The following is a 16036-nucleotide window of genomic DNA, read 5'->3' as shown; positions in this document are numbered from 1 at the left end:
CCGGCGTTACTTCCGCGCGATCAAGCCGCGCACCAGCTCCAACAGCTCCGCCTTCGCCTCACGGCGGAAGCCGGCTCTGGGCGTGGCGAGTTGGCGAAAGAGCAAGCCAATCAGCACCGAGACGAACAACTCGGCGTGGCGGCGTGGGTTTGGTGACTTCGCAGCTTTCAGCGCAAGCTCCGCACTCTGCCGCCACGTGTCAAACCACTCGGCGACCACGGGCCGATAGTGCTCTTGCCTCGCGGAGGCCAGGAAGGCCTCATAGCAGGCGATATGCGTCTCGGCTTCCGTGCCGAGTTCGCGGACGTAGAAATCGACCAGCGCGTCGATCCAGGCCTCCACCTCGAACGCCTTGTCCTGAAGGCTGAGAGCCAACGCACGCAGCCTGCCGACTTCGCGCGCCAGAGCGAACTGCAGAGCCGCCTCAACCAGCGCATCACGGGTTCCGAAATGATGCGTGACCGCACCGAGCGAAACCCCGGCCTCGGCCGCGACCGCGCGGTGGGTCACGCCGTCGAGCCCATGTCGCCCGATGATGCGCAGCGTTGCCTGCATCAACGGCCGCTCGCGCTCGCCCGACTCTGTTTTTGAATCCCTGCTCATCCGGCCCAGCATCCAGCTCTTGACCCGCGACAGAACAAATGTTCTGTTATGCGGATCATATGTATTATCGTGATCCAGGCCCCCGAAGGCAAGGAGCGTTCAATGCCCAGCTACCGCCTGCACTACTTCCCCGAATCCGGCAACAGCTACAAGCTGGCGCTGATGCTGACGCTCTGCGGCGAGAGGTTCGAGCCGGTCTGGACCGACTTTGCCGGCGGGGTCACGCGCACGGCGGGGTGGCGCAAGGCCGTGAATCCCATGGGCGAGATTCCCGTGCTCGAGGTCGACGGCGTGAAGATGACGCAGACCGCGCCCCTCCTGCTCAAGCTCGCCGAGCAATACGGCCGCTTCGGCGCCGAAACAGAGGACGAGAAATTCGAGCTGCTGCGCTGGCTGTTCTGGGATAACCACAAGCTCACGGGCTACATGGCGACCTATCGCTTCATGCGCGCCTTCACAGAGACAAACGATCCGCAGGTTCTGAAGCATTTCCGCCGCCGGCTCGAGGATTTCCTCGGCATTCTCGACGGACATCTCCAGCACAACGCCTTCGCGATCGGTGCGAAGCCGACGGTCGCGGACATCTCGATGATGGCCTATCTGCATTATCCCAGCGACGAGCACGGCTTTGACTTTGCGGCGAGCCATCCCGCCATCCACACGTGGCTGGGGCGCATGGCCGCACTGCCCGGCTGGAAGCCGGCCTATGAACTGCTGCCGGGGAAGCGGATGACGAACTACGCGACGTGAGGGCTACCTCATCGACAGCCAGCCGAGCGTAAACAAGACTCCGCCGACGATGACGGCCATCGCGATCGCCCAGATGCTGACGCGGGCGCTGCCGGTGACCTGCTTGGCTTCCTCATTGCGCGCGATCTCGCGATTGCGCGCCTTGTTGGCGTTGCCTGTATCCGTCATGAACCATCCAAATCGCTTGGTTAGGCCTAACGCGTCTTGATGAAGCACATGCCGATGCGGCGTGAGGCCGCGGCAGCCTGACAAGTGAGACCGTTAGCACAGCTCCATGACGTAAAACTCGCATCTCGCGTTCCCGATCCCGCATCCTGGAGGGAACAATGCGCGCCCCAGCCGTCCTGATACTCGCTCCCGGCGAGCTCCCGGCTGCCGCGGGTCTGCGGCCGGCTGGCAAATCCGCGTGAGAAATCAGGGCGTTTGCCCGCGGCGAATGCGGCCAGGATGTCGCGCCGGCGGAGCTGGTCACCGACAAAATGCGGCGAGGCGGGCACGATGGTGGAATTCGACGGCGTGTTCGCGAGCCAGTCGACACCGGGGAAATGGAAGCCGCCGACGCCGCGGGTCTGGTGGCAGCCTGAGCAGGTGACGTCGTTGAGACGGCGCTGGAACCCTGCGATCGAACGGATGTTCTGCATCTCCCCGCGCGCGGCCGCCTGCTTGAGCGCGCCAACCACATCGTTTTCGGTGAAGACCGGGTCGTCCCGGCCCTCGCCTTTCCCTTCTCCTTGCACCATGCCGAACTCCGGCTGCAGCGCCGAGGCATCGAGACCGGCGGGTGTGGGCACCACCGCAGCCTTGGCGAGGAATTTTTCCGGGATCAGCACCGTGCCGCGATCGAATTCGCGCAAATTCCCGGGTGCGAGCAGCCAGGCCTTGAAGTCGCGCCGAAGCGCATCGTCGGAGAGGATGCGGTCGCGGTCGATCTGGTTCTCCAGCACCGTTTCGACGAAGCGTTTCGTCGCCGCATCGTACTTGAACACCTTGAGCAGATAGTCGGAGCGGAAATCGTGCAGCGCCGACTTCGCGGCGACCGAGAGCTGGATGTTGGTCTCGATGCTATCGAGCCTGGCGTCGTCTCGGCCGCGGATCAGCTCCTGCCAATCGCCATTGTCGAGCCAGCGTCGGGCGATCTCGGCACAACTGACCGGTTTGCCGTTCGTAGCCGTCTGGCGCGCATCCCTCGCCTTCATCACCAGATTGAACGTCATCGGCAGGCGCGTCGCGGTCTTGCCGCCGTCGAAACGCACGAGCCGGTAGATCAGCCGGATCTCGCCGCAGGACTCTTCGGCGACATAGGCGCGATCCATCCGGTTGACGATGCCGGCGAGCACGAAACGCGTGTTGGGAGATGTCAGCACGGTCCGGTCGAACAGTTGCACGTCAAAGCCTTCGCCGACGCCGACGGTCTCGGTGGGATATTCCGCCTTCCGCCTGATGATGTAGCGGTCGAGCTCCGCATCGATTGCCGGCGGAATATCCTTGAGCTGCGGCAGCTCCGAAAACAGCAGGTCGGTCGTCAGCGGACGGCCCGCCTCCCGTTCCGGCGACAACAGGCGCGGGATCGTGAGCGCGTCGCCCTCGTCGAGCCTGCGCAGCAACTCCGGATCGGTGATGGCCGTGCCGCGCGTCAGCGGCGCGATCTCCGCTGCCGACAGCGAGCCGGCGCCGCCAAACAACACGGCGGCAGCAACGAGAATTCGCAGCGCGCGGCTCATGCCTCAGGTAACACCGCGCGAGGACACCTATTCAAGCGAAAAGGCGCTTCACATCGCGGTGAAGCGCCTCTTTGGCGACGAATGTCGAACGCTCAGCGCCCGACGATCAGGCCCTTGCTGGTGACGACCACCCAGCGGCCGTCCTGGCGGCGGATCGCGTCGACGCGGCCAACGCCGGGGATGGGATCGCCGGGATAGACCTCGTAGAGGCCGTCGCGGCCCTCGATTAACGCGCCGCCATTGCCGGCATTGCGCAGCCTCCAGCCTTCGATCGTCGGAAGGCGACCGACCTCGGTCTTGGGCGCGGCCGGCACCGGGGCCGGTGCGGCGGCGGCGGTCGCAACCTGGGTTGGCGCGATCGAGCCGGTGGTCTCCTTGGCGGGTGCGGCGGCCGCAGCCTGCGCCGGGGCGGCAGCCGGCGTGGCACGGAGCTTGTCGACGGTCTCGGACAGTTTTGCGATCTTCGCCAGCGGCTCGGCCTGCGCCTTCTCAAGCTTGTCGAGGCGGTCGTTGGCGCGATTGAACTGGCTGACGCCGGTTTTCGAGCTTTGCTCGACATTGGCCTTCAGCGCGACGAGATCGGCATCGATCCGCGCGACCGAAGCATCCAGCGCGCTCGCGTCGACGACCTGGACCGGCGCCTGGGCCGGGGCGGCGAAACGCATCATGCTGGCGGTCGCAAGCGCGCCGCTGATCGCGCCGACGCAAGCGGCAATCACCACCACCGCGGCCATCGCCGACAAGCGCCGCTTGCCGCCGGTCTCGCGCGGCTCGTCCGCCTTCACATGCGGGGCAAAATCCTCGCGGTCCCAGCTACGCCCCGAGGGCGCCATGACGATGAGCTTGCCGGGCTTGGTCTCGGGCTGGGTTTCGACCTTGGGCTCAACCTTGGGCTCAACCCTGGCTTCGATCTTCGGCGGCTCGACCTTCACCGGGTCGGGTTTGGGCGGAGCCTCGTGGTCGGGCGCGATCGAGGGGGCATCGATCCCGGCAGCCTCGACAGCCTGCGGCGCGGTCGCTGCGGCTTCGACGACGCCGGTGTTCTGGGCAGCCTGCTCGGGCATTGGTTCGCTCACGGCTCAAATACTCCAGTCGGGGTTGACCTTTTGGTAACTTTCATTGCTTGCGAAATCCTTACTTGCGGACCCGCTTACCGAAATTTTAGGAAGTCATCAGGGGCTGAATTGAGCCGGGAAGATGGAACCGGTGTGGCGGGCGTGAAACAATTTGTAACCGGGACAAGATGAACGGCCGCGGAATGAGACGCAATGACGCTCCCTCACCGTCATTGCGAGCGCAGCGAAGCAATCCAGAGTCCCTCCGCGGAAATACTCTGGATTGCTTCGTCGCAAGAGCTCCTCGCAATGACGGAGCGCGCGACGTGCGCTCCGTCACATCACGACCGGCGCATCCGGCAGCTCGTTCGGATGCGACGCGCCCGGCGGGAAATGCCGCGCCAGCTCGCGCGACACTGCTTCGATGCCGGCGATGACGCCGCGTTCGAACTGGCCGGCAGCGAACTCGGCCTCCATGGCGCGGCAGATGCTTTCCCAACCTTCGGCACCGACCATGGCGTGGATGCCGCGGTCGGCGACGATCTCGACGTCGCGATCGGCAAGCAGGAGATAGATGAGGACGCCGTTGTTGTGCGCGGTGTCCCAGATGCGCAGCTGCGAGAACACGTCGATCGCGCGCTCGCGCGCCGGCTGGTTGCGGAAGAGCGGCGCGCCGTCGAGTGCGCCTTCGACCACGAAGCGGACCTGGCCCGAATGGGTGGCCTCGCCCCGCTTGATCGCCTGCCCGACGCGTTCCAGCACGGCTTGCGGAAAAATCTGCTTCGCCCGCCAATGATGCTGCAGGAGATGCCTGGCAATGCGCTTGATGCTCATGACCGCTACCAGCTCCCCGAGGCGCCGCCGCCGCCAAAACTGCCGCCGCCGCCGCTGAAGCTGCCGCTGTCGCTCGACGATCCGCTGCTCCAGCCGCCCGATGAACCGCTCGACCACGAGCCGCCGCGCGAGCGGCCGGTGCCCGGCGTGATCGCCGAAAACAGATCAGCGACAAATCCGATGATGAAACCGAGCACTCCGACGGCCGCGGCAAGCGCGGCGGAGCCGAGAATGAGCCAGGTGATCGCGGCGATGATGCCCCCCGTCACCAGTGATCCGAGCAGCCGTCCCAGCATGGCCCGGAAGAACCCGCCGACGCCAATCGAGGCAAACAGCGACACGGCAAGCACCGGCGCGATGTCGTCCAGATTGTGAGAGAAGTTGACGCTGCGCGAGGGGGACGGCAGCGGCTCACCATCAACCACCCGCATCATGCGATCGACGCCCGCGCCGATGCCTGCGGCGAAGTCACCGCTTCTGAACTTGGGGGTGATGTCCTCGTCGATGATCCGCCGCGAGGTGACATCGGTCAGCGCGCCCTCGAGGCCGTAGCCGACCTCGATGCGCAAATGCCGGTCGTTCTTGGCGACGACGAGGATCGCGCCGTCGTCGACCTTCTTGCGGCCGATCTTCCAGGCCTCCGCGACGCGGATCGAGAACTGCTCGATCGTCTCCGGCTGCGTGGTCGGCACGATCAGGACGGCGATCTGGCTGCCCTTGCGCGCCTCGAAGTCGCGCAGCTTTTGCGTGAGCGAGGCGACGTCGCTGCTGGAGAGCGTGCCGGTCTGATCGACCACGCGGCCCGTGAGCGGGGGCACGGCGACGTCGGCGGAGGCTGGGAAAGCGAGGGCGAGCAGGAATGCGACGGCAACTACCGCACGCCACAAGTTCGCTGTCATCGCCCGGCTTGACCGGGCGATCCAGTATTCCAGCGACGCCAGCGAAATACGGAGAAGCCGCGGCGTACTGGATTCCCCGCCTTCGCGGGGAATGACGGCGGTGGGTGGGGCGTGCATCCGGGACGAACGCTTACTTCGACGGCGCCGGTGCCGGGTTGAAGTCCACTTTCGGCGCGGTCGAGATCTCCTTCTCGTTCGCGACCGAGAAGTTCGGCTTCTCCTTGTAGCCGAACATCATCGCAGTGAGGTTGCTCGGGAAGGAGCGGATGGTGACGTTATAATCCTGTACCGCCTTGATGTAGCGGTTGCGCGCCACCGTGATGCGGTTCTCGGTGCCCTCGAGCTGCGACATCAGGTCCTTGAACAGGGCGTCCGACTTGAGCTGCGGGTAGTTCTCGGTGACGACCAGCAGCCGTGACAGCGCGCTGGAGAGTTCGCCCTGGGCCGCCTGGAATTTCTGGAACGCGGCGGGATCGTTCAGCACCTCCGGCGTCGCCTGGATGCTGCCGACCTTGGCGCGCGCATTGGTGACCCCGAGGAGCACGTCCTTCTCCTGTTGCGCAAAACCCTTCACCGAATTGACGAGGTTGGGCACGAGGTCGGCGCGGCGCTGATACTGGTTCACGACCTCGGACCAGTTGGCCTTGATCTGCTCGTCCTCGCTCTGGATCGCGTTGTAGCCGCAATTGGTGAGGCTCAGCGAGGCCAGCGCCGCCAGCACGGTCAGGATCTTGCGCATTAAATTTCTCCCGGTGGAATCTGCCGCAAACTACCAGATCGGACACGCGGAGTGTCGAGATTTGTTCCATCATTCCGGGGCACGAAGCGAACTATGGTGCGCAATTGCGCGCACCTGAGAATGTCGGGATTTCCGGGTTCGGTTCGCGTCCCGGAATGACGGCATGGATGAGCGCGTCCAGCCGGCTGACGCAAGCCTCTTGCCTATCGCAGGCCGACATAGTCAACTCCGGCAAAACATAAGCGGAAGCGCCAGGGAAAACGCGATGAGCTCGTTCGAGACCATCCTCGTGGAACGGCCGGACCCGGCAATCGTCCGGGTCGTGATGAATCGGCCTGAGGCGCGCAACGCGCAGAACCTGCAAATGACCTACGACCTCAATGCCGCCTTCGACGCGGCGGTGCAGGACGATTCGGTCAAGGTGATCATTCTCGCCGGCAATGGCCCGCACTTCTCCTCGGGCCATGATCTGCGTCCCGGCGGCAAGAATACCGCCGGCGTCGATTTTCCACCCATCGGAAATTGGGGCGGTTTTGCCGAGCCTAATGCCCATGGCCGCTTCGCCCGCGAACAGGAGATTTATCTCCAGATCACGCGGCGCTGGCGCAACCTCGCCAAGCCCACGATCGCCGAGGTCCACGGCAAATGCATCGCCGGCGGGCTGATGCTGGCCTGGGCCTGCGATCTCATCATCGCCAGCGACGACGCGCAGTTCTGCGACCCTGTCGTCACCATGGGCGTCTGCGGGGTCGAATGGTTCGTGCATCCCTGGGAGCTCGGGCCGCGCAAGGCCAAGGAGTTCCTGTTCACGGCCGACAATTGGAGCGCGCAGGAAGCGCACCAGCTCGGGATGGTCAATCAAATCGTACCGCGCGCGGAGCTGTCGTCTCGTGTGTTGGAGCTGGCCCGCAGGATCGCGGCAAAGCCGTCCTTCGCGCTGAAGATGACCAAGGAAGCCGTGAACCGCTCGGTCGACGTGATGGGCCAGCCCGCCGCGATCGACCAGGCCTTTGCGCTGCATCAGCTCTGCCACGCGCACAATCTTCAGGAGTTCGGCATGATCGTCGATCCCTCGGGCCTTCATCCCTCCGTGCGCAAGCCGCCGGCGGTGGCGGAGTAGACAACATGGACCTCAATCTCAGCGACGAGCAAAGGCTGCTGCGCGAGAGCGCGGAGCGCTTCGTGGCCGGAAGCTACGATGCCGATCACCGCCGCAGGATGGCGAACGATCCGCTCGGCTTCAGCCCTTCGGTGTGGAAACAATTCGCCGAGCTCGGCTGGCTGGCGCTGCCGCTGCCCGAAGAATTCGACGGGCTCGGCGGCGGCGCGGTCGAGATCGGCATCCTGATGGAGGCCTTCGGGCGCGGACTGGTGTCGGAGCCCTACGTCGCGACCGTGGTGCTGGGAGCCGCACTGATCGCCAGATGCGGCACCAATGAGCAGAAGCAGGCGAGCCTGCCCAAGGTCGCCGACGGATCACTGAAGCTTGCGTTTGCACATTCCGAGCGCGCCGCACGGTTCGACCTCGCCAAGGTCGCCACCAGCGCCACCAAGACCGCGCAGAGCTGGCGCCTGTCAGGCAGCAAGATCGCCGTACTCGACGGGCATGCCGCCGATGAGATCATCGTCTCCGCCCTCATCCATGATCATCACGGCCCTTCGGGGCGGATCGGCCTGTTCGTGGTGCCGGCGACGGCAGATGGCCTCGCCATCTCCGACTATGCGCGTCTGGGCGGTGGACGCGCCTGCAACATCGAGCTCTCCGACGTGCATCTGCCCGAGGACGCCCTGCTCGGCGACGGCCATGATGCGCTGCCCGCGATCGAATGGGCCGTCGATGGCGCCATGGCCGCGCTGGCTGCGGAAGCCGTCGGCATCATGCAGACGCTGCTCGACACCACGCTCGAATACACCAAGATCCGCAAGCAGTTCGGCCGGCCGCTCTCGGCCAACCAGGTGATCCGCCACCGCCTCGCCGACATGGCGATGCAGGTCGACGAGTCGCGGTCGATGGCGCTTCGGGCCGCGCTGAAAGCCGATAGCCCGCCGGTCGAGCGCGCGCGGGCCGCTTCCGGCGCGAAGGCGAAGATCGGCAGATGCGCCCGCTTCGTCGGCGAGCAGTCGATCCAGCTCCATGGCGGCATGGGCGTCACCGAGGAGCTCGAGGTCGGCGCCTATTTCAAGCGGCTCGTCGCCTTCGATACGCTGTTCGGCGGCAGCGCGCACCACTACGCCCGCCACGCCGAGCTTGGCCGCAGAGCCTGACACCCGGAGAGCCTCATGGACCTCACGTTCAATGCCGAGGAGCGCGCCTTCCAGAGCGAGGTGCGCGCTTTCATCGCGAAGAATCTCACCGAGGAGATGAAGCGCGCGACCGCGCTGACGCCGTCGGTGTTCTCCGACCCCGACATCGGCATGGCCTGGCAGCGTGCGCTGCACCGGCAGGGCTGGGGCGCGCCGGGCTGGCCGGTCGAGCATGGCGGGCCGGACTGGACGCCGGCGCAGCGCTGGATCTTCGAGACGGAGTCCGCACGCGCCGGCGTGCCCAATGTCAACGTGATGGGCGTGAAGATGGTCGGGCCCGTGATCATCGGTTTCGGCAGCCCTGAGCAGAAGAACTTCTACTTGCCGCGGATACTCTCCGGCGAAGACTATTGGTGCCAGGGCTATTCCGAGCCGGGCTCCGGCTCCGATCTGTCCTCGCTGAAGACGCGCGCCGTGCGTGACGGCGACGATTACATCATCAACGGCACCAAGATCTGGACCACGCATGCGCATCATGCCAACCGCATGTTCGCGCTGGTGCGCACAAGCGACGGGCCACGGCAGCAGGACGGCATCAGCTTCATCCTGATCGACATGAAGACCCCGGGCATCACCACGCGACCCATTCTCACCATCGGCGGCGACCACGAGGTCAACCAGGTGTTCTTCGACGACGTCCGCGTGCCCGTCGCCAACCGCGTCGGCGAGGAAGGCAAGGGCTGGACCTACGGCAAATACCTGCTCGAATTCGAGCGCGGCTCGGGCATTGCGTCGGCGAAACTTCGCGAAGGCTTGAAGGCGATCGCGGATCTCGCTGAATCCGACCTGACCGGCCGTGCCATCGACAGCCCCGACATCGCGACGCGCATCTCGGAGGTCGAGGTCGACATCGATGCGCTCGAGATGACGGAGCTGCGCGTGCTCTCGGCGCTGCAGACGGGACAAAATCCCGGCGCGGTATCGTCGATCCTGAAGCTGCGCAACAGCGAGATCCGCCAGGCCGTGACGCGGTTAGGGGCCGACGTGATCGGCCACGACGCTCTCGCGGTCGAGCCGATGCGCCCGCTCTACAAGCTCAATCACGAGCCGCCGACGCCGGAGGAGATGCTGACGGTGGTGCCGGAATATCTCAACGGCCGCGCCTACACCATCTTCGGCGGCACCTCGGAGATCCAGCGCGATATCATCGCGAAGATGATGCTGGGGATTTGAGAAACGAAGTTCATGCGAGCTGACGCGGCACTCTCCGCTGTCATCCCCCGAAGGCGGGGATCCATAACCACAGGGAGATGTGGTTACTGGGGCTCGGGGTTACCACTTTGCGCCAAACCACTTCCTGTGGTTATGGGTCCCGGGCTCGCGCTGCGCGCGCCCCGGGACGACGAGTTGAGTTTGAGGCAGCAGCCTGCACAACAACGCGCAACGCTTACCCCGCCGCCTTCGCGTCCCGGATCGCCTGCCAGATCTTCTGCGGCGTCAGCGGCGTGTTCAGCTGGCTGATGCCGAGCTCGGCGAGCGCGTCCATCACGCCGTTGGTGACGCAAGGAGGGCCGCCGATCGCGCCGGATTCGCCGCAGCCTTTTGCGCCGAGCGGATTGGTGCGGCAGGGCGCGGAATCATCCAGCGTCACCACGATCGGCGGGACGTCGTCGGCGCGCGGGATGCAATAGTCCTGGTAGCTGGCGGTGAGCAGCTGGCCGTCGGCATCGTAGGAGACGCCTTCGTAAAGCGCCTGACCGATGCCCTGCGCGACGCCGCCATGGATCTGGCCGGTGACCAGCATCGGGTTCACGGCGACACCGACGTCGTCGACCGTGGTGTAGCGCACGACCTTGGAGACGCCGGTCTCGGGATCGATCTCGACCTCGCAGATATGCGTGCCGTTCGGCCAGCTCGGACCGTCGACCTCACCCTCGGAATCGACGCTCAATTTAGCGCCGCCTTCCTTCTCGGCGAGATCGAACAGGCTGATACGGCGGTCGGTGCCGACCACGGTAAGCATGCCGCCCTGGTATTCGATGTCCTCGATCGACGTTTCCAGCACGTTCGCCGCCTTCTCGCGCGCCTTCTGGATCAGATCGTTGGACGAGACCGCAACGGCCGTGCCGCCGACGAACAGCGAGCGCGAGCCGACGCTGCCAAAGCCCTGCGCGAGATCGGTGTCGCCCTGAACCACGTCGATCTTCTCCATGGGAATGCCGAGCGTGTCGGAGATCATCTGCGTGTAGGTGGTCTGCAGCCCCTGCCCCATCGCCATGGTGCCGGAATGCAGCACGACGCGGCCTTGCGAGGTCGCATGCAGGCTGACCTTCTCGGTGTGCGCACGACCGCCGGTCCATTCGATGTAGGAAGTGAGGCCGCGGCCGTAGAGCAGGCCCTTCTTCTTCGCCGCCTTCTTGCGCGCGGCAAAGCCGTCCCAGTCCGCGAGCTTGACGGCGCGGTCGAGCATGTGGGCGAAGGCGCCGGAATCGTAGACCTGGCCTGCAGCATTGGTGTAGGGCAGCTGCGCCGACTTGATGTAGTTGGCTTTGCGGATCGCACGCGGATCCATGCCGATCTTTCGCGCGGCAGCGTCGAACAGGCGCTCGACGATGAAGACGGCTTCGGGCCGGCCGGCGCCACGATAGGCGCCGACTGGGGCGGTGTGGGTCATCACCGACTTCACCTCGAAATGCACCAGCGGCAGATCGTAGACGCCGGTCTGCACGAACGGCCCGAGCACCAGCGGAATGATGTTGGCCGCGCCCGAGGAATAAGCGCCGGTGCAGCCGATCGACTTGACGCGATAGGCCAGCACCTTGCCCTTTTCGTCCAGCGCGAACGAAGCGGTGGAGGTCAGATCGCGGCCGTGGGTGCCGCCGACGAACTCGTCGGTGCGGTCGCCGCGCCAGCGGATCTTCTTGTTCAGCTTGGTCGCCGCGTAAGCGACGATACCGTCTTCCGGATAGAGGTTGGTCTTCTGGCCGAAGCCGCCGCCGATATCGCCCACCAGCACGCGGACGCTGTCCTTGGGACGCTTCAGCACCGCCTCCGCCAGCACGTCACGGGTCGAGGCCGGGGTCTGCGACTGAACGTGCAGGAGAAGACGTCCGGTCTTCTTGTCGATCTCGGCAATGGTCGAGCGCGGCTCCATCGCGGACGGCACGAGGCGCTGGCTGACGATGTCGAGCTCGACGGTGTGCGCGGCCCTGCCGAAGGCCTCGTCGACCTTGGCCGCATCGCCATAGCTCATGGCGCCGACGATGTTGTCCGGCGCCTCGGGCCATACCACGGGCGCACCGGACTTGACGGCCTCCACCGGATCGACCACCGCGGGCTGCACGTCATATTCGACCACGATCGCCTCGGCCGCGGTCTGCGCCTCCACGCGCGACGACGCCACCACGGCAGCCACGGCTTCACCGGCGTAGCGCACGACCTCGTAGGCCAGCAGCCGGCGCGGCGGCACCGTCATCGGCTTGCCGTCGGGGCGCTTGAAGATGCTCAGCGTCGGAATTGTGCCGATATCGTCCTTGACGAGGTCGGCACCGGTGTAGATCGCGGTGACGCCGGGCATCGCGGCCGCCGCGCTGGCGTCGATCGAGACGATCTTCGCGTGGGCGTGCGGCGAGCGCAGCACATGCAACCACAGCGCGCCGTCCTGCGGCTTGTCGTCGATGAACTGTCCCTTCCCGGTGAGCAGCCGCTGGTCTTCCAAACGCTTGACGGGCTGCCCCGCACCGAAACGCAAATTGCCGGGAAGAATGTTCATTCCGCTCTATCCTCGAAATCCGGAAAACGACCGCGGGGGTTTTAGCGGATTTTACGGATGAGACAACCGAGCCGCGGCACATCTGCAATGCGCCTCAAGGCCCTTGCTGGCGCAGATTGCGGGATGTCAGGAACGCTCGATGTCGATGATGCCCACGTTCACGTCGCGGCTGTCCGAGCCCCGCTTGACCGTGATCCGAACGGTCTTCCCGGCACCGGCCTGCTCCAGCGCATCGGTCAGGTCGGCGAGGCGCCGCACCGGCTTGCCTTCGACGGCAGTGATGATGTCTCCGACCGCGCCGGTCGTCATGTTGACACCACGAATCCCCGCCCGCTCCGCGGGGCTGCCGGGGGCCGTGCGCACCACGATCACGCCCTGGACGCCAAGCCGCGTCGCAACGTCCTCGCCGGCCGCCACGATGCCGATGCCGGGCGTCGGCACCCGGCCGTTGCGGATGAGCTCGGGGACAATCCGGTTCACGACATCGACCGGCACCGCAAAACCGATGCCGGCGTTCGAACCTGAGGGCGATATGATCGCCGTCGTGACGCCGATCAACCGGCCAGCGGAATCCAGCAGCGGTCCACCCGAATTCCCCGGATTGATCGCGGCATCGGTCTGGATGACATTGGCGATCTCGCGGCCGCCATGGGTCGGAAGCCTGCGCTTGAGCGCGCTGATGATGCCGCTGGTCATCGATTGATCCAGCCCGAAGGGATTGCCGATCGCAAACGCGGACTGTCCGACCTTCAGGTCATTCGAGCTGCCGAGCGCCACCGGCTGCGGCAGCTCGCGCACACTCCGGATTCGCAGCACCGCGAGGTCGTAATTGGGAGCCGTGCCGACAAGGTCCACTTCGGCGACCTCTCCCGACGCAAAGCGTACCGCGATCTCGCCGCCATTGGCGACGACGTGATTGTTCGTCACGAGGTGGCCGTCGCGATCCCAGACGAATCCCGTGCCGGAAGAGCCGCCCTGGCCTTCCTCTCCCATGAGGGGACTGGCTGCTGATTTCGCCGCAACCTGGACCACCGAAGGCGAGACGCGTTCGAAGATGTCGATGGTCGCCTTTTCGCCATCGGACAGCGGCCCGCGCTGCTCGACCGCACGCGCGGAGGACGCCGCCCATGGGACATGTAGCATCGGGACATGCAGGATCTTCGCGGCGGTGACGGCGAGCAGCAGGGCGGCAAAGGCTGCCGCGCCGATTGCGTAGCGACGATTCATGGATGATCACCGCGATGCGTGCTGAAAATAGTGTTCGGAATGCACATGCATGGATTGCGGACCTCGCTCACGCAGCAACGTCGCAGACGGCTGGAAGTTTCCTGATCGAGGCAGATAGGGCCCGGTTTGGCTTTCCGCAGGATATTCAGGGACATATTGCCGCGTGACACTCGGCTACGCGACCTCGCGCAGCGCCCCCTCCACCACCTTGCGCGCATCCGCCGTCAGCGGGGCCTGCGGGGGAACGGGATCGCCGACGTCATAGCCCTGGATCGAAAGCCCCGCCTTGATGCATGCGGCGAGGTTGAAGCGGGCGAAAGCCTCGTTGATCCGCCATAGCCGGCGCTGCAGCGCCATGGCTTCATCCCAACGACCCGCCTTGCAGAGGTCGTAAAGCGCGACGCTCTGGCGCGGGATGATGCAGGCCGGGCCCGCCATCCAGCCGAGCCCGCCGATCAGCATCACCGCAGCCGGGATATGGGCGGAGGCCGAGAACACGCGCAAGGAATCGCCGCAGCGGTTCATGATCGAGAGCAGCCGGCCCGTGTTGGTCGAGGCGTCCTTGATGTAGCCGATGCGCGGATGCTCGGCGAGACGTGCGATGATGTCGAGGGTGAGATCGGAGCGCTGGAATTGCGGATTGGTGTAGATGACGACGGGAATGTCGACGGCATCAGCGATGGCGCGGAAATAGGTTTCGACCTGGGCGTCAGTGAGCGGGAAATAGGCCTCCAGGATCGCCAGGATGCCGTCGGCGCCGAGCTTCTGATGCGCCTTCGCCTGGGCGACTGCATCCCCTGTCGAGGTCGAGGCGACACCCGCGATCACAGGCACGCGGCCCTTCGCGGCCTCGATCGTGGTCTGCACGACCGCGGTCCGTTGCACGGCATCGAGATAAGCGAATTCGCCGGTCGAGCCCAGGGGCGTCAACCCATGCACACCGGCCCCGATCAGATCATCGCAGAGCTTGCCGAGAACTTCGGTGCGGACCGCGCCATCGGCATCGACGGGCGAGACGAGATAGGGAAAGACGCCGTGGAATTCGGACATGTCGGTGAGGACCCCGCAGCGCTGGTTTGCGCCCGACCGGTCTTACCAACGCGCGCGCCGGCGATCAAACCCTGAGCAGCCGCACCTTCGTGCCCCAGGGATCGGCGGCCTCCACGCCGCCTGCGATCGTCGCCATCTGCACACCGCCCTTGCGCAGGCGCTCCTCCTGCGCGGCGAGAATGTCCGGCTTCTCCGTCACCAGCGAGAACCAGGCAAGGCCGGTCATCTGGTCGTCGCGTTGGCCCGCGCCCTGGCTCTGCCAGACATTGATGCCGAGATGATGATGATAGCGGCCCGACGACAGGAACGCGGCACCGCTGCGGCTGCGGGTCGGATCGAGGCCGATCGTGCCATGATAGAAGTTTCCGGCCTGCGTGAGATCGCCGACACGCAGATGCATGTGGCCGATGCGCGCTCCGTCCGGCGCCTTGGCGTAATCAGGCACGCGCGTGTTGGTCAGTGACAGCAGATCGGGAATGTTGAGCTCGTCGCTCGCCATCTTCACGCTGCCCTCGCTCCATTGCCATTGCGAGGGATCGCGGTCCGCATAGACCTCGATGCCGTTGCCTTCCGGGTCGTCGAGATAAACGGACTCGCTGACGAGATGGTCGGCAAAGCCCGACAGCTTCACGCGGTGCGAAGCCGCGTGCACCAACCACCGCGCCAGGTCCTTGCGGGTCGGCATCAGGAAGGCGGTGTGATAGAGGCCGGCGGCGTTGCGCGGCTCGATTGCCGCATCGGGGCGGGCCTCCAGCACCAGCAGCGTAATGCCTGATGTGCCGAGCCTTGCGGCGGCCGCCGATCGCTCCATCACGGTGAGCCCGATCACGTCCCGGTAGTAATCCGCAACCTTGTCGAGATTCTTCACCCGGAGCGTCACCATGCCGACCCGCATCGGCGTGCGGCTGGCATAGGTCGGCCCGCTGCCCTGCGGTGTCCCCTCGGCACGCGCTGCGGCCGCGGCTGCCATTGCAAGCGAGGTGGCGCCGGCGAGTTGCAGCAAGGTGCGGCGGGTGAGATCGATGGTCATCGGTCGGGACTCGCTGAAAAGGCTCGAGGCCGTGGGGCGCAATGTTCTGCCGATTGCTACACGTTCCCGTGAAGCGCTCCCAATCACATGTTCGTCGGCCGCTCATGCGGCG

At 65.5% G+C, this 16036-nt stretch carries 16 protein-coding genes; 5 read left to right on the top strand and 11 right to left on the bottom strand.

Annotated features, from left to right (window positions below; genetic code table 11):
• Positions 1-6 precede the first annotated feature (6 nt).
• A complete protein-coding gene (locus tag ACFDR6_RS17545; protein ID WP_375858981.1) occupies positions 7-615 on the bottom strand; it encodes a TetR/AcrR family transcriptional regulator in 609 nt (202 codons plus the stop codon).
• A 90-nt stretch (positions 616-705) separates the two neighbouring features.
• Here ACFDR6_RS17545 and ACFDR6_RS17540 point away from each other — a divergent pair, with 90 nt between their 5' ends.
• Complete coding sequence (locus tag ACFDR6_RS17540) at positions 706-1353, top strand: glutathione S-transferase family protein (RefSeq protein ID WP_375858980.1); 648 nt, start codon at positions 706-708, stop codon at positions 1351-1353.
• Positions 1354-1356: 3 nt separating this feature from the next.
• On the opposite strand, the gene ACFDR6_RS17535 is transcribed toward ACFDR6_RS17540, so the two are convergent.
• The 6 genes from ACFDR6_RS17535 to ACFDR6_RS17510 form a co-directional block, all read right to left on the bottom strand.
• Entirely contained in the window at positions 1357-1521 is a 165-nt protein-coding gene (locus ACFDR6_RS17535) for a hypothetical protein (RefSeq protein WP_212080522.1), read from the bottom strand.
• Between the two features lie 26 nt (positions 1522-1547).
• Positions 1548-3074: a hypothetical protein gene (locus tag ACFDR6_RS17530; RefSeq protein WP_375858979.1), complete on the bottom strand. Its 1527-nt coding sequence runs from the start codon at positions 3072-3074 to the stop codon at positions 1548-1550.
• Between the two features lie 92 nt (positions 3075-3166).
• Positions 3167-4138, bottom strand: a complete 972-nt coding sequence (locus ACFDR6_RS17525) for a hypothetical protein (protein WP_375859128.1) — start codon at positions 4136-4138, stop codon at positions 3167-3169.
• 327 nt (positions 4139-4465) lie between these two features.
• Positions 4466-4963, bottom strand: a complete 498-nt coding sequence (locus ACFDR6_RS17520) for a TPM domain-containing protein (RefSeq protein ID WP_317242459.1) — start codon at positions 4961-4963, stop codon at positions 4466-4468.
• Between the two features lie 5 nt (positions 4964-4968).
• Positions 4969-5862, bottom strand: a complete 894-nt coding sequence (locus ACFDR6_RS17515; RefSeq protein WP_375858978.1) for a TPM domain-containing protein — start codon at positions 5860-5862, stop codon at positions 4969-4971.
• A 130-nt stretch (positions 5863-5992) separates the two neighbouring features.
• Positions 5993-6601 carry a LemA family protein gene (locus ACFDR6_RS17510; protein ID WP_375858977.1) on the bottom strand — a complete coding sequence of 203 codons (609 nt, stop codon included), beginning with the start codon at positions 6599-6601 and terminating at the stop codon, positions 5993-5995.
• Positions 6602-6866: 265 nt separating this feature from the next.
• Here ACFDR6_RS17510 and ACFDR6_RS17505 point away from each other — a divergent pair, with 265 nt between their 5' ends.
• From ACFDR6_RS17505 to ACFDR6_RS17495, 3 genes are read left to right on the top strand one after another with little or no spacing between them, the layout of a single operon-like run.
• Positions 6867-7721, top strand: coding sequence for an enoyl-CoA hydratase (locus tag ACFDR6_RS17505; RefSeq protein ID WP_375858976.1), 855 nt, complete (start codon positions 6867-6869; stop codon positions 7719-7721).
• A 5-nt stretch (positions 7722-7726) separates the two neighbouring features.
• Positions 7727-8866, top strand: coding sequence for an acyl-CoA dehydrogenase family protein (locus ACFDR6_RS17500; protein WP_375858975.1), 1140 nt, complete (start codon positions 7727-7729; stop codon positions 8864-8866).
• A gap of 15 nt (positions 8867-8881) precedes the next feature.
• On the top strand, positions 8882-10078 hold the full coding sequence (locus ACFDR6_RS17495; RefSeq protein ID WP_212080515.1) for an acyl-CoA dehydrogenase family protein: 1197 nt from the start codon (positions 8882-8884) through the stop codon (positions 10076-10078).
• A 214-nt stretch (positions 10079-10292) separates the two neighbouring features.
• Here the strand turns inward: ACFDR6_RS17495 and ACFDR6_RS17490 are convergent, their stop codons facing one another.
• Positions 10293-12617, bottom strand: coding sequence for a xanthine dehydrogenase family protein molybdopterin-binding subunit (locus ACFDR6_RS17490; RefSeq protein WP_375858974.1), 2325 nt, complete (start codon positions 12615-12617; stop codon positions 10293-10295).
• Positions 12618-12743: 126 nt separating this feature from the next.
• Positions 12744-13844, bottom strand: coding sequence for a S1C family serine protease (locus tag ACFDR6_RS17485; RefSeq protein WP_317242454.1), 1101 nt, complete (start codon positions 13842-13844; stop codon positions 12744-12746).
• Between the two features lie 2 nt (positions 13845-13846).
• Between ACFDR6_RS17485 and ACFDR6_RS17480 the strand changes: the two genes are divergently transcribed.
• Entirely contained in the window at positions 13847-14011 is a 165-nt protein-coding gene (locus tag ACFDR6_RS17480; protein ID WP_212080512.1) for a hypothetical protein, read from the top strand.
• A gap of 7 nt (positions 14012-14018) precedes the next feature.
• Here the strand turns inward: ACFDR6_RS17480 and ACFDR6_RS17475 are convergent, their stop codons facing one another.
• Positions 14019-14894 carry a dihydrodipicolinate synthase family protein gene (locus tag ACFDR6_RS17475; RefSeq protein ID WP_375858973.1) on the bottom strand — a complete coding sequence of 292 codons (876 nt, stop codon included), beginning with the start codon at positions 14892-14894 and terminating at the stop codon, positions 14019-14021.
• A 64-nt stretch (positions 14895-14958) separates the two neighbouring features.
• On the bottom strand, positions 14959-15924 hold the full coding sequence (locus ACFDR6_RS17470) for a VOC family protein (protein ID WP_375858972.1): 966 nt from the start codon (positions 15922-15924) through the stop codon (positions 14959-14961).
• Between the last annotated feature and the right edge of the window lie 112 nt (positions 15925-16036).

It is taken from the genome of Bradyrhizobium tunisiense (assembly GCF_042263385.1).
GTDB lineage: Bacteria > Pseudomonadota > Alphaproteobacteria > Rhizobiales > Xanthobacteraceae > Bradyrhizobium > Bradyrhizobium tunisiense.
Note: the sequence above shows the minus strand (reverse complement) of the source record. Positions and strands in the feature narration are given on the sequence as shown.

What these genes read in the sequence shown, in the direction of transcription:
- ACFDR6_RS17470 (WP_375858972.1), bottom strand. Translation starts at nt 15,924, where the DNA reads ATGACCATCGATCTCACCCGCCGCACCTTGCTGCAACTCGCCGGCGCC.
- ACFDR6_RS17490 (WP_375858974.1), bottom strand. Translation starts at nt 12,617, where the DNA reads ATGAACATTCTTCCCGGCAATTTGCGTTTCGGTGCGGGGCAGCCCGTC.
- ACFDR6_RS17485 (WP_317242454.1), bottom strand. Translation starts at nt 13,844, where the DNA reads ATGAATCGTCGCTACGCAATCGGCGCGGCAGCCTTTGCCGCCCTGCTG.
- ACFDR6_RS17510 (WP_375858977.1), bottom strand. Translation starts at nt 6,601, where the DNA reads ATGCGCAAGATCCTGACCGTGCTGGCGGCGCTGGCCTCGCTGAGCCTC.
- ACFDR6_RS17545 (WP_375858981.1), bottom strand. Translation starts at nt 615, where the DNA reads ATGCTGGGCCGGATGAGCAGGGATTCAAAAACAGAGTCGGGCGAGCGC.
- ACFDR6_RS17505 (WP_375858976.1), top strand. Translation starts at nt 6,867, where the DNA reads ATGAGCTCGTTCGAGACCATCCTCGTGGAACGGCCGGACCCGGCAATC.
- ACFDR6_RS17530 (WP_375858979.1), bottom strand. Translation starts at nt 3,074, where the DNA reads ATGAGCCGCGCGCTGCGAATTCTCGTTGCTGCCGCCGTGTTGTTTGGC.
- ACFDR6_RS17480 (WP_212080512.1), top strand. Translation starts at nt 13,847, where the DNA reads ATGATCACCGCGATGCGTGCTGAAAATAGTGTTCGGAATGCACATGCA.
- ACFDR6_RS17495 (WP_212080515.1), top strand. Translation starts at nt 8,882, where the DNA reads ATGGACCTCACGTTCAATGCCGAGGAGCGCGCCTTCCAGAGCGAGGTG.
- ACFDR6_RS17535 (WP_212080522.1), bottom strand. Translation starts at nt 1,521, where the DNA reads ATGACGGATACAGGCAACGCCAACAAGGCGCGCAATCGCGAGATCGCG.
- ACFDR6_RS17525 (WP_375859128.1), bottom strand. Translation starts at nt 4,138, where the DNA reads ATGCCCGAGCAGGCTGCCCAGAACACCGGCGTCGTCGAAGCCGCAGCG.
- ACFDR6_RS17475 (WP_375858973.1), bottom strand. Translation starts at nt 14,894, where the DNA reads ATGTCCGAATTCCACGGCGTCTTTCCCTATCTCGTCTCGCCCGTCGAT.
- ACFDR6_RS17515 (WP_375858978.1), bottom strand. Translation starts at nt 5,862, where the DNA reads ATGACAGCGAACTTGTGGCGTGCGGTAGTTGCCGTCGCATTCCTGCTC.
- ACFDR6_RS17500 (WP_375858975.1), top strand. Translation starts at nt 7,727, where the DNA reads ATGGACCTCAATCTCAGCGACGAGCAAAGGCTGCTGCGCGAGAGCGCG.
- ACFDR6_RS17520 (WP_317242459.1), bottom strand. Translation starts at nt 4,963, where the DNA reads ATGAGCATCAAGCGCATTGCCAGGCATCTCCTGCAGCATCATTGGCGG.
- ACFDR6_RS17540 (WP_375858980.1), top strand. Translation starts at nt 706, where the DNA reads ATGCCCAGCTACCGCCTGCACTACTTCCCCGAATCCGGCAACAGCTAC.